The 12,448-nt window shown below is 70.3% G+C and carries 7 protein-coding genes; 4 read left to right on the forward strand and 3 right to left on the reverse strand.

The window, feature by feature from the left end; translation table 11 throughout:
* Positions 1-29: 29 nt before the first annotated feature.
* Positions 30-2,099: a TonB-dependent siderophore receptor gene (locus ABDW61_RS15570; protein WP_343639901.1), complete on the reverse strand. Its 2,070-nt coding sequence runs from the start codon at positions 2,097-2,099 to the stop codon at positions 30-32.
* 254 nt (positions 2,100-2,353) lie between these two features.
* On the opposite strand from ABDW61_RS15570, the gene ABDW61_RS15575 reads away from it, so the two are divergent.
* From ABDW61_RS15575 to ABDW61_RS15585, 3 genes are all read left to right on the forward strand, one after another.
* On the forward strand, positions 2,354-5,332 hold the full coding sequence (locus tag ABDW61_RS15575; RefSeq protein ID WP_343639903.1) for a diguanylate cyclase: 2,979 nt from the start codon (positions 2,354-2,356) through the stop codon (positions 5,330-5,332).
* Positions 5,333-5,456: 124 nt separating this feature from the next.
* A complete protein-coding gene (locus ABDW61_RS15580; protein WP_343639905.1) occupies positions 5,457-7,736 on the forward strand; it encodes a LamG-like jellyroll fold domain-containing protein in 2,280 nt (759 codons plus the stop codon).
* Between the two features lie 15 nt (positions 7,737-7,751).
* On the forward strand, positions 7,752-8,408 hold the full coding sequence (locus ABDW61_RS15585; protein ID WP_343639907.1) for a GNAT family N-acetyltransferase: 657 nt from the start codon (positions 7,752-7,754) through the stop codon (positions 8,406-8,408).
* Positions 8,409-8,432: 24 nt separating this feature from the next.
* Here the strand turns inward: ABDW61_RS15585 and ABDW61_RS15590 are convergent, their stop codons facing one another.
* Together ABDW61_RS15590 and ABDW61_RS15595 are read right to left on the reverse strand one after the other, a co-directional pair.
* Positions 8,433-9,224, reverse strand: a complete 792-nt coding sequence (locus tag ABDW61_RS15590; protein WP_343639909.1) for an NPP1 family protein — start codon at positions 9,222-9,224, stop codon at positions 8,433-8,435.
* A 14-nt stretch (positions 9,225-9,238) separates the two neighbouring features.
* A complete protein-coding gene (locus ABDW61_RS15595; RefSeq protein ID WP_343639911.1) occupies positions 9,239-11,212 on the reverse strand; it encodes a phosphatase PAP2 family protein in 1,974 nt (657 codons plus the stop codon).
* Between the two features lie 198 nt (positions 11,213-11,410).
* On the opposite strand from ABDW61_RS15595, the gene ABDW61_RS15600 reads away from it, so the two are divergent.
* Positions 11,411-12,433: an expansin EXLX1 family cellulose-binding protein gene (locus ABDW61_RS15600; protein ID WP_343639913.1), complete on the forward strand. Its 1,023-nt coding sequence runs from the start codon at positions 11,411-11,413 to the stop codon at positions 12,431-12,433.
* Positions 12,434-12,448 lie beyond the last annotated feature (15 nt).

Consider the following 12,448-nt stretch of genomic DNA (forward strand, 5'->3'; position numbering starts at 1 on the left):
CCTGGATCGGTGACGGGGTCAGAGGTTCATCAGATTTCCACCTGAAGGCGGGCCATCACGGCGCGGCCGGGCTGGGGCATGCGGCCCTGGCTGTAGTCGACGCCGCGGAAGTAGTAGTCGCGGTCGAAGAGGTTGTTGACGCCCAGGCCCAGCGTCATGCGGGTGCCGGCCCAGCTGAAGCCGCGGCTCACATGCGCGTTCATCAGCCAGTAGCCGGGGATGCGGCCCGCCGAGCCGGTGGCGGTTTCCGCGACGGTGTTGGCGCCGTCGCTGAACATCGCGCTCTGGTACTGGCCGTTGAGGTTCCAGCTCCAGCCATCGACGCGGTAGCGCGCGTCCAGCGCCAGCTGGTGATGCGGCGCATAGGGCAGGTCGTTGCCGAGGAAGGCGCCGGAGCGCTGCTCGGTGTCCACGCGGGTGTAGGCCACGCCCAGCTCGAGGCCGCGCACCAGTGCCGGGTGCCACTTGGCCTCGAGCTCCGCGCCCTGATGGCGGGCGCGGCCCAGGTTGCGATAGCCGGCGGTGGCGCTGATGAACTCGAGCTTGTTGTCGAAATCGAAGCGGAAAGCCGTGGCCGTGAGGTCCAGCGAGGAGCTCGCGGCCCAGCGCGCGCCGGCTTCGTAGTTCTTCGCGCGCTCGGCGGCCAGGTCGCCGCCGAAGGTGATCTGCGTGAACTGCACCGGCCGCAGCGAGCGGTGCGCGTTGGCGAAGAGGAAGACGTCCGCGCTCGCCTGGTAGCCGACGTCCAGGCCGGGCAGCCAGTCCTTGGTCGGGTTGTAGGTCTGCGCCTGCGTGGCGTTGTTGCGATAGCGCAGCCGCAGGTCCTCGTGGCGCACGCCCGGCGTCACCTTGAGCTGGCCGTCGAGCAGCGAGAAGGTGTCGCTCAGGTAGGCGGCGTAGGCGTCGCTCTCGAAGCGCCAGTCGCGCGTCACGCTGTAGACGCCGGTGGGGAGCACGCGGCTGTCGACCTTGTAGTCGACCTCCTCGCGCATCAGGCGCGCGCCGACCAGGATCTTCTGCGGCACGGGGCCTCGCAGGTCGATGCTCAGACTGGGCTCGGTGCCGTAGACGCGGAACTCGCGCGGCGAGGTCTGGCGCAGCGTCGAGGGCGTGTCGGCGTTGGTCGCGTTGCCGAACTCGAACACCCGCGTGCTGCGATGGCCGAAGCTCTTCCACGTGAGCTGCGTGCCGGTGCCGAAATCATGCGTGAAGGTCAGCGAGCCGCGCGTGGTGTCGCCGTCGAAACGGTCCAGCGGCCGCGTCGACTGGTGGCGGTCCTGCTCGTAGGCGGCCGGCGTGAGCGCGCCAGGCAGTTCGTTGCGTGTGAGGTAGCGCTGCAGGCTGGCGCGGACCTCGGTGCGGTCGGTGACCAGCCATTCGGCATCCAGCGTCACGTTCTTCACCGAGGTGTCGGAATGAGCGCGTTCGCCTTCCCCATCGATGACGTTGGCCTGCAGCTGCACGCCGAGGTGGTCGTTCAGGAAGCCTCCGGCCCGCACGTAGCTGTCGGTCAGGACACGGCCGGAGCGGCCGATGGTGAGGGACTCGCTCGCGGTGAAGGTGGTTTTGGACGGGATCCGCTTCGTCACGAAGTTGATGACGCCGCCGACGTTGTTGGGCCCGTAGTGGACCGCGACACCGCCGCGCACGACATCGATCGCCTCCACCGACTGCAGCGTCAGCGGAAACAGCGACGCCCCGGTCTGGCCGTACGGGGCCAGCGTCATCGGCATGCCATCCTGGAGCAGCAGCACCTGCTCGCTGCGCAGCGGGTTCAGACCGCGCACCCCGATGTTGGGCAGCGTGCCGGAGCCGTTCTCGTCCACGACCGTGATGCCTGGCACCTGGCGCAGGGCGTCGTCGACGCTGCGGGCACCGCTGTCGATCAGATCCTTGGCGTCGATCGCCGTGCGCGCGCCCGGATGCTTGCGGGCGCTGGCCGCCGTCGTCGAACCGAGCCAGCCGCCGCTCACGGTGACCGTGTCGAGCCGCGAGGGCGAGGCTGCGGCGACCTGGGCCGCGGAGGCCTCGGGGGCCGGCGGCGAGGCGCTTTCCTGGGCCTGAGCCTGGGCCGCCGCGCAGGCCGCGGCAGCGAACATCAGTCGCGCCGCAAGGGCGACGGGGGAGGGAGTCGGACGGTGGACGGGTTCTTCGCGCATGGCTTCTCGATTTCTGGTTGTCCGGCGTAGCGCCTGTGGATCGGTGTCAGATGCAAATGCGAACGATTTGCATCGGCGGCCATCCTACACACGTTTTCCCTGAGCGGTGTGAATGTCCCCGTGAGAAAAAGTGACCGGGCCGAGGGCGTCATTGGCGCGCGACAGGGCGGCGAAGCGAGGCATAGTCCGAACGCATGGCGACCCCCGGCCTGGAGACCCGCGTTGAGCAGGACAAGGATTCCCGCATGCTGAGGCGGCTGCACCGCCTCCTCCGATGCCTCGCCGGTGGCGCGGCCGCCGCGGGTGTCGCGGCCGGAGCGCTCGCGCAGGATCTCGCGCTCACCCGGCACGCCCAGCCGGACGGGCTGTCCAACCTGGCGGTCACCGGGCTGATGCAGATGCCCGATGGCCGTCTGTTGATCGGCACCGAGAACGGCCTGTATCGGCACGATGGCGCCCGCATCTCGCGGGTGGACGAGCGTGACGCGCCGATCGGCAACCGGCTCGTGAGCGGCCTGGCGCCCGATGGCCGCGGCGGCTTCTGGGTCGCGATGATCAATGGCGTGTTCCATCTGGACGAGCGCGGGCTCGAGCCTGTGGACATAGGGCAGTCCAAGATCGTCGTGCGGCAGGGGCAGCGTTCGATCGCCGCCACCGCGGAGGGAGGCGCCCTCGTGGCCGCGTTCGACGGTCTCTACGCGGTGCGGCGCGATGCCGCCGACGGCCGCTTGCGCGCCTCCGCCGCGTTCCCCCAGGCGCTGCGCGACCGGGAGCCGTCGCTGACGGCGATTCACAGCGTGCTGGTGGAGCCCGACGGCGGCTGGTGGCTGGGCTGCGGCCAGGCGCTGTGTCACTGGCGAAGCGGGGCGCTGCGGCGATTCGGCGAACGCGAGGGCGTGAAACCCGCGCGCTGGGCCAACGTGCTGCGCACGCGCGACGGGGCGCTGTGGGCGCGCAGCCAGGAGCAGGTGCTGCGCGCGGCACCGGGCGAGACGCGATTCGAGGACTTCACGCCGAAGCAGCTGAGCGAAGGCACCGTGCTGCTGCACCAGCCGCTGATGGAGGATCGCCAGGGCCGGATCCTGACCTCGAGCGACGCGGGCCTGCTGCGCTGGGAATCGGGCCGCTGGACGCGCTTCGGCGAGGCGCAGGGGCTGGAATCCGGCGGTATCTCCGCGGTCCTGCAGGACCGCGATCGCGACCTGTGGATCGGCACGGCCGGGCACGGGCTGGTGCACTGGCGCGGCTATGAACACTGGCGTCACTGGACGCGCCGTCAGGGCGTCGCCAGCGACGATGTCTGGTCGTTCCTGGACGATTCGAACGGCCGGCTATGGCTGGGGACCGGCAGCGGCGTGACCTTGATCGACACCGCCGGCGCGACCGTGCCGGCGATCCCGCTGCCGCGGCGCGGCACCACCGACCAAGTCGGCGGACTCGCTCGCGATGCGTCCGGGCAGATCTGGATGGCCACCTACTCCGGCGAGCTGCTGCGCCTGCGCGGCGGGGCGTGGCAGCGCGTGGCCGAGGGCCTCCCGCTCGTGCTGATGCTGCACGCCAGCCCAGACGGCGCCCTGTGGCTGGGGGCGGACAAGGGGTTGCATGTTGTGCCCCCTTCGGAGACCAGCGCCGAGCGCCCGAAGCTGCTTCCGGCGCCGGGCATGGAGCCGGAACGGGCGCTGTCGATGACGGTCTTCGCCGCCTGCACGACGCCGTCGCGCCGCACCTGGTTCGCCACGTCGGCGGGGATGATGACCCACGATGCGGACGCCGGCCTCACGCAGCCCGCCATCGCCCAGTTGCCCGCCGGCATGCCGGTCGAGCAGATCGCCTGCGGGCGCGACGGCACGGTCTGGGCGGGCACGCGCGACGGGCGGCTGTGGCGGGTCTCGGGCAGCGGCGCGAACTGGCGCGCCCAGGCCTTGCCAAGCGACGCCGCGCTCGGGCGGCGGTCGGTGATGGCCTTGCTCTCCGACCGCCGCGGCTGGCTCTGGGCCACGACCGACGATGGCGTGCTCGTCTGGAATGGCCGCGCCTGGCGGCGCTTCGACGAAAGCAACGGCCTGGGATGGAACGACTGCAACCAGGGCGCGCTCCATGAGGATGTCTCGGGCGGTATCTGGATCGGCACGAGCCGCGGCGCGACGCAGGTGCTGGCGCCCGAACGATTGCTCGATCCGGTACGGGTCGATCTGCATTTCACGCAGCTCACGCGCGATGGCCGGGAGATGCCGCGCGACCGCGCGTGGACCGCGGACTGGTCGGCCGGCGCGCTGCAGATCGCGTGGGCCGCGCCGGCCTTCATGAACCGGTCGTCGCAGCAGGTGCGCTACCGGTTGCGCGGGCTGAGCGAGGAATGGAGCACGACGCCGCATGACGACGTCAGCTTTCCGGCGCTCGCCGGCGGGCGCTACGTCTTCGAGGCCCGCGTGGAGAACCCCGATCTGGGCGTGACCTCCGACATTGCGTCGCTGTCCTTCGAGATCCGGCCGCCGTGGTGGCGCAGCGGCTGGGCCTGGGCCGCCTATGCGGCGAGCGCGGCGGCGCTGGTGGCGCTGGTCTATCGATGGCGGGTGCGCGCCTGGGTGCGCCGGCAGCGCGAGCTCGAGGCCCTCGTGGGGCTGCGCACGGCGGAACTGAAGGAGTCCTACGAGCAGATGCGCACGCTCGCGCTGACCGACGGACTCACCGGCGCGATGAACCGGCGCGCCATCGCCGACCTCGCGGCGCGCGAGCTCGCGCGGGCCCGGCGCGGCGAGGCGGCGGTGACCTTGATGCTGATCGACATCGATCACTTCAAGCGCATCAACGACACCCACGGCCATCCCGCCGGCGACGCGGTGCTGGTTCAGCTGGTGCGACGGCTGCGCCTGACCATGCGCGACTACGACGCCATCGGCCGCTGGGGCGGCGAGGAGTTCCTGCTGTTGCTGCCGGGGATGTCGCTGGCGCAGGCGGACGGCCGGCGGCGCGTCGAGCACCTGCAACGCAGCGTGGGCGCCCAGCCCTTCGACATCGGTGCCGGTGAGCCTCTGAGCGCGACCTGCAGCGCCGGCGCGATCGGCGTCGAGGCCGGCGACGACGCGTCACTCGAGGCGTTGATCGAGCGCGTCGACGCCGCCCTCTACGACGCCAAGCATGGCGGCCGGAACCGGTCGGTGATCGCGTCGTGAGTGTTTGGTGACAATACGGCCCAAGCCTTGCCGGATGTTGCGGGACTCCGACGGCAAGCGGTCACAGAGTGAAACAGCGACTGAAGTGACAACGGTGTCGAGCCAAGATGCACGGCACGCGCCGATGGCGCTTCTGCATGGCTTCCCCTTCGACACAGGCACTCCCATCGTGATGGACTTCGACTTCGACGCGTGGCTCGCGTCCACCAGCAATCGCCGCCAATGGCTGCGCCAGACCCTCGTGAGCGGCGGGGCCGCTTTCGGGCTGGCCGCTTGCGGGTCCGGCGGATCCGATGGGGCCGCGTCGGCCGAGGCGGCCGCCGGCGGTTCGGCCGGCAGCGGCGGCACGGCTGGAACGGGCGGCGTCAGCGGTGGAGCGGCCACCAGCGGCAGTGCCTCCGGCGCGCGCGTCTTCAAGCATCCTGGCCTGCTGCACACCGAGGCCGATTTCACCCGCATGCGCGCGCAGCTCGCGGCCGGGCGGGAGCCCTGGGTGGCTGGGTTCCGCGCGTTGACGTCGAGCGGCCGCGCGCAGCTTGGCCGTGATCCGCAGCCGGTGGTGACGGCCATCCGTGGCGGCGACGGCGAGAACTTCCGCGCGATGGTCGAGGACGTGCAGCGGGCCTATCAGCTGGCGCTGCGCTGGAAGGTCTCGGGCGACACGGCCTACGCCGACCAGGCGGTGCGCTACATCAATGCGTGGGTCTCGACGATGACGACCCTGACCGGCAATGGCGACCGCTTCCTTGCCGCGGGCATCTACGGCTATCAATGGGCCAACGCGGCCGAGATCCTGCGTACCTACAGCGGCTGGAGCGCCGCCGACATCGCCGCCTGCCAGAAGTGGCTGATGGCCAATTTCTATCCGCTGACGAGCAGTTTCCTGAAGGATCACAACGCCACCAACATCACCAATCAATGGGCCAACTGGGACCTGGTGAGCCTGGCGGGCATGCTGGCCATCGGCGTCTTCGCGGACCGGGCCGATGTCTATCAGGAGGCGCTGGACTACTTCAACCGCGGCCGCGGCAACGGCGCGTCGCAGCACATGGTCTATGCGCGGCATCCCGGCCACATGGGCCAGTGGCAGGAAAGCGGCCGCGACCAGGGCCACTCGACGCTGAGCCTGGGCATGGCGGGGTACCTGTGCGAGATGGCCTGGAATCAGGGCGACGACCTCTACGGCATGGACGACAACCGCCTGCTCGCCGGTGCCGAATACGTCGCCAAGTCCAACCTGAAGGACGCGGCGGGCGCGTTCTACTCGCTGCCGTTCTACGTCTACATCAACCGTCAGGGCACCTTCACGGCGGTGTCCGACGGCGGACGCCCGAACGGACGGCCGTGCTGGGAGCCGATCTACAACCATTACGTGAAGCGCAAGGGCCTGGCCGCGCCGTGGGTCAGCGCGCTGGCGGCGCAACTGAGGCCGGAGGGCAACACCTGGCTTGGCGACGATCTGAGCTTCGGAACGCTGACCTTCTCGCGCGACGCGGACGTGTCGCGCGTGGCGCCGGCTGGGCTGCAGGCGATCGTGCGCAGCGGCGCGGCGCAGCTCTCTTGGTGGGGCAGCGCGGACGCGGCGTCGCATGCGGTGCTGCGGGCGCCGGCGGGCTCGAGCACGTATACCGAGCTGGGCCGCATCCAGGCGGGCGAACTCAACACTTGGACCGACGGCACGGTCACGCAAGGCCGCTGGCAGTACCAGATCCGCGCGCTCGATGCCGCGGGGGCGACGCTGTCGACGTCGGTCACCGCGACGGTGGACCTGGGCGCGCCCGTGCTGCTGAGCCTGCCGCTGGATGACGGGCAGGGCACCGCGGCGCGTGATGTCGGCGGCCGCGGCCTCACGGGCACGCTCAATGGCGGCGCCTCCTGGGGCGAGGGCCGCAAGGCCGGGACGAAGGCACTCGCGCTCGACGGCGCATCCGGCTATCTCGCGCTGCCGGAAGGCGTGCTCGCGGGCGTCGGTGACGTCACGATCTCCGGCTGGGTCTGGTGGAACGGCGTGGGCAAGGGCAACGCGCGCGTCTTCGATTTCGGCTCGAGCGACATCACCTACCTCGCGCTGTTCGTGAGCCCGGACGCGATGCGGGTGAGCGTGACCAACACCACCTACTTTGGCGAGCAGACGGTCTCGACCGCCCCGCTGGCGAAGGGCCGCTGGGTGCATCTGGCGATGACGCTCAAGGACAGGACCTGCACGCTCTATGTCGATGGAGCGGCGGCGGCCTCGATCGCGACGATGGACCTGGCGCCGTATCAGCTCGGCCGCACCGGGCAGAATTGGCTGGGCCGGGCTCAGTACGGGCAGGACCCGTACTTCAATGGCCGGCTGCAGGACTTCCGCATCCATGGGGGCGCGCTGTCCGCGGCGCAGGTCCAGGCGCTCGCGCAGGCCTGAACGAACGGAGCATTCATGGGTGGACGAGTGACGGCCTGCGTGGCCCGGGCGTGGCTGACCGCACGGTCGATCGGGCGGGGCTTGCCCTTGCCGGTGGCCGACCGCGGGGGCTTTCGGGTCGACACGATGTCCGAGAAGGAGCAGCGGCGCTGGGTGTTCGCCGAGCCGCTCGAGGGGCTGGCCGCGCTGGGACGCGAGATCACCGCGCCCTTGCACTTCCTCAAGCTCTGCGGGCCGCCCGAGGCGCTGATGGCGCAGTTGCCTGACTGGTGGGAGCTGCAATCAATCGGCTTCTTCATGCAGGCGGGCGATGAGGGCCTGGCGCCCGCGGGCCGGGCAAGGCCTGTCCCCGCCGGCTATCGGCTGGAAGTGATCCAGGACGGTGCCGTGACGCAGGCGCGGGTCGTCACCGAGACCGGTGAGCTGGCCGCCAGCGGCTTCGCCGCGGAGACGGCGGATCAGTTCGTCTACGACCGCATCGTCACGGAAGATGCCCATCAGCGCCGGGGCCTGGGCAGCGTGGTGATGGGCGCGCTTGGCCAGGCGCGGCGGAATCCTTCGACGCCGCAGGTGCTCGTCGCGACCGACGATGGTCGCGCGTTGTACGAGCGGCTGGGGTGGTCCGTGATGGGACTGCTGAGCACTGCGGAACTGCGGTCGCCCAAGGTCTGAGAGGCCTCGGGCGGCAGCCGCGCCTCAGCGCGTAGCGTCCAGACTCTCCTGGGTGAAGGCCGGATAGCCGGCCGGGCGGCCGTTGTTGAGGTTGTTCAGGAAGTTGCTGTCCTTGACCGGCACGTCGCCCGAGCCGTAGTCGTAGCTGTCGAACAGCCCGCGCAGCGTCGCATTGCTGACGCCGTCGCCGGTCATCGCGGTCCAGCTGATGATCGCGGGCGTGACCCACTGGCCATACGGGTTCTCGGCGGCCAGTTCGTCGGTGCCCGCGAAGCGCATCGCGTGCGTCAGCGCGCCGTCCTTGTGGTAGACGAAGCGCACATGCCCGTTCTGCACGGCCAGCGTGTTGACTTCCGCGTTGGTCAGCTTGCCATGCGCGCTGTAGCCCGCATGCGTGACCACGCCGTTGACGGTCCAGATGGCGGCGTGCTCCCAGTCGTGGCGGTGGCCGCCGCCGAACGGCGTCACCTGATCCTTCAGGAAGTACAGCGCGTAGAAGTGGCCGCAGTACACGTTGCCGCCGCTGCTCACGCAGGCATGGCGGTGCAGCGTGTTCGAGTAGTCCAGGAAGTCCGAGCGGCGGCAGCCGGAGGTGACGCCGCCAGAGGTCTTGAGGCCGCCATTCTGCTGGCCGCTGCGGCTGATGCCGGCGCTCGGCAGGCAGCCGTCGGTGTCGAAGTCGAACAGCGGATAGTTGGCCGCAATCGACACGTTGGCCGGCCAGGCGGCCGACAGCGCGGGGAAGTCGTTGGCGTGCGCGGCCGTGCCAGCCAGCGCGGACAGGAGCGTCAGCGACGCGAGTCGGAAGTGATGCATGAAGAAGGTCCTCGTCAGTTGATGCGGATCTGAAGGCCGGTGGCGGTGTAGTTCGCCGTGACCGTGTAGCCGTCGGCGACGATCTTGTCGAACACGCCCTTCAGCGACGCGGCCTGGATCAGCGTGACGGTGTCGCCGCTGCGCGGCGTGAAGCCGGGCTGGAACTTCAGCGTCAGCGTGCCGCCGGCGATGACCACATTGCCTTGCGCCGCCAGGCTGCCCGCGCCCGAGGCACCGACATGCAGCTCCAGCGTGCCGCCGGCCAGCTGCGTGTAGTTCGTGACCGCGACCGGCGTGGCGGCCTGCGTCATCAGCGTGCCGGTGTCGACATAGACGTCGCCAGTGCCGAGCGCCTTGGCGCTGTCGGCGCGCAACACGCCGGCCGAGACCTGGGTCCCGCCGCTGAAGCTGTTGCCGCCGGCGAGCACGAGCGTGCCGCTGCCCAGCTTGGTCAGCTTGCCCGCGCCGCGGATGTCGTTGCGCCAGATGTCCAGCGCCTGGAAGCCGCCCTGGGCGGCGTCCATCGTGACGCTGACGTCGCCATCGAAGGCGCCATAGCCGTCCGCCGCGGCGAACAGGTTCAGGCGGCCCCAGCCTTCGGCGTCGTCCATCACCGGCGAGCCGGACGCGAGCGCGGTGGTCTTCAGCACCACGCGGCGCTGGTCGGCGCTCAGGTAGGGCAGGCGGGTCTCGAGCAGCACTTCCGCGCCCTTGGGCACGGTGGCGGCCTTGGTCGTCGCGCCGATCGGCGCCAGGCCGAAAGTCATCAGGCGCTGCACCGTCGCCTTGTTGGCGGCGTAGTCCGCGTAGGCATCCTGCGAGGCCGGCAGCGAATGCGCATAGGCCTGCAGCGCCGCCGCGTCCTTCGCGCCGACGGCCGCCATCAGCGCGGTGCGGGCCTGGGCGTAGGCGGCCTGGCGGCCGGACTTGTTGGGATCGGTGGCCAGGTTGGCCGCCGCCGCGGCGACGCCCTGGATGCGGCCGCCGATCACGTCCAGCGGCGAATGCATGCCGGCGAGGACGCGGTTCTCGCCCATGACGAGGGCGCGGGTCACCATCTCCTGATAGCGCTCGGGCACGAGGTAGGCCATGGCCAGCGCCTTGCGGACGCCTTCGGCGGTGTGGCCGCTGATGAAGCCGCCGTCGGTCGCGGGCGTGCCGCTCTTCGCGGGCTCCAGGGCCGGCACCACCTTGACGCTGGCGCTCCATCGCCACGGGCGCGCGTACTTGTAGAAACGCTTGGCCGGCTCGGTCGAGGCGTTGTTGCCGATGTTGCCCACCAGGTCGATCGCCGCGCCGAAGCCGTGGCTGTTGGCCGCGCCGGCGTTGCCGATGTCGTTGCCTTTGTCGTTGTAGAGCACCGTGGTCGCGTCCGGGGCGATGTCGGTGATGGTGGTCGTCTGCTCGCTGAGGGTGCGCCAAGCCGGCGTCAGCGGGCCCAGGCCGTCGCTGATGCTGTAGCCCTTGTTGCGCCGGTCGTCGAGGTAGGCGGCCAGTTCCTGCGCCGCGGTGCGGCGTGTCGTCGCGTCCACGACGTACTGCACGTTGGCCGCGTGCACGGCGGCGTTGAGCACCTTGCCATCGGTGGCGTCGCCGGGAATGCCGCTCCAAGAGGAGTTCGCCACGGCCGCGAAGCCATCGCGCGCCGGCGCGGTCACGCCAGCGTCGACCAGCAGCGTGCTCGGTTGCCAGATGTCGAGGAAGCCTGCGACCACGCGCACGCCGGCGTTGGTCTGCAGCGTCGCGTAGCGCGCGTCGCCGCGCTGGTTGCTCGCGATGTTGTCGATGAAGGGCGGGACCTGCGTTTCGTCCTGCACGGCGGCGGTGTCGACCGTGCCCAGGCCCTTCGGCGCGGCGGGGACGACGAGGGGCGCGTCCTGGTTGTCGTCATCGGACGAGCAGGCGCCCAGCAGCAGCGCCGGCACGAGGAGGGGGAGCAAGGCGAGCAGCAGGGGGCTGCGCTTCGAAGGGAAGGCGGAGAGAGACATCGATGGAGGGATCAGGTGGGAACGGCGGCGGACTCTAGGACGCGTCGATGTCGTGCCGATGACAACGCAGTCATATGCCGTTACCCAATCTCACGAGGGCTTGCCGGGGAAGTCCGGACACTCGGGCGGTTCACGGCCTTGAGCCGTGTTCATCGAGGTTCCACGAGGCTCAACGAGATTCGACGAGGGGAGATCGCCATGACTTCACGACCTGCGGCGCATCGCCGCGCGTTCCTGCCGCTGCTCGCGGGGGGCTTGCTGGCGGCCGGCGTGCCGCTCACCGCCCTGGCCCAGGGCAACTACCAGCAGACCCACACCGGGCAGGGCACCTTCTACGGATACGGCGGGGGCGGCAACTGCTCGCTGCCCAAGCCCACCGAGTTGCTGACCGTGGCGATGAACACGGCGGACTACAACACCGCGCAGGCCTGCGGCGCCTGCATTGAGGTCACCAACCTCAACACCCAGCAGTCGGTGACGGCCCGCGTCGACGACCGCTGCCCCGAGTGCGCGCCGGGCGACGTGGACCTGTCGCAGGAGGCCTTCGCGAAGATTTCGCCGATCGAGGCGGGCCGCATTCCCATCAGCTGGCGCTATGTGTCGTGCCCGGCGCGCTCGGCCAAGCTCTTCTTCAAGGAAGGGTCCAGCCAGTGGTGGACGGGCGTGCAAGTCCGCGACCAGAGCAGCCCGGTGGCGACGCTCGAGTACCGCCCCAGCAGCGGCGGCGGGTTCACAGCGCTCGGGCGCGAGATGTACAACTACTTCATCGCGCCGAGCGGCATGGGACCGGGGCCTTACGACATCCGCATCACCGATGTCTTCGGTCAGCAACTGCTGGCGCCAGGTGTTGCCCTCGCGGTGACGACGGAGATCGATCTGGGCCAGCAGTTCCCCGCGGTGCTGCCCAAGCCAGGTTCGGGCAGCAGCGGCGGTGGGGGAGGGGGCGGCGGCTCGCCGACGACGCCGGCGCAGTCCGCCACCGTGAGCATCAGCGTGGCCAACGACTGGGGGCAGGGCTACTGCAGCAATGTCACCGTGACCAATCCGAATGCGGCGCCGCTGAACTGGACGGTGTCCTTCCCGGTGACTGGCGCGGTCTACACCGCCTGGAACGCCACGGTGACGCAAAGCGGCGCGACGGCCAGCGCCGTGGGCGTCTCCTGGAACCAGACGCTGCAGGCCGGCGCGAACACCAGCTTCGGGTTCTGCGCGAACCGCTGATCGAGACGCTCAGGC

The organism is Roseateles sp., assembly GCF_039595595.1.
In the GTDB taxonomy this organism is placed as follows: domain Bacteria; phylum Pseudomonadota; class Gammaproteobacteria; order Burkholderiales; family Burkholderiaceae_C; genus Roseateles.

Coding starts and splice junctions, on each gene's coding strand:
- ABDW61_RS15570 (WP_343639901.1), bottom strand. CDS start 2,099: ATGTTCGCTGCCGCGGCCTGCGCGGCGGCCCAGGCTCAGGCCCAGGAA.
- ABDW61_RS15575 (WP_343639903.1), top strand. CDS start 2,354: ATGGCGACCCCCGGCCTGGAGACCCGCGTTGAGCAGGACAAGGATTCC.
- ABDW61_RS15580 (WP_343639905.1), top strand. CDS start 5,457: ATGGCGCTTCTGCATGGCTTCCCCTTCGACACAGGCACTCCCATCGTG.
- ABDW61_RS15585 (WP_343639907.1), top strand. CDS start 7,752: ATGGGTGGACGAGTGACGGCCTGCGTGGCCCGGGCGTGGCTGACCGCA.
- ABDW61_RS15590 (WP_343639909.1), bottom strand. CDS start 9,224: ATGCATCACTTCCGACTCGCGTCGCTGACGCTCCTGTCCGCGCTGGCT.
- ABDW61_RS15595 (WP_343639911.1), bottom strand. CDS start 11,212: ATGTCTCTCTCCGCCTTCCCTTCGAAGCGCAGCCCCCTGCTGCTCGCC.
- ABDW61_RS15600 (WP_343639913.1), top strand. CDS start 11,411: ATGACTTCACGACCTGCGGCGCATCGCCGCGCGTTCCTGCCGCTGCTC.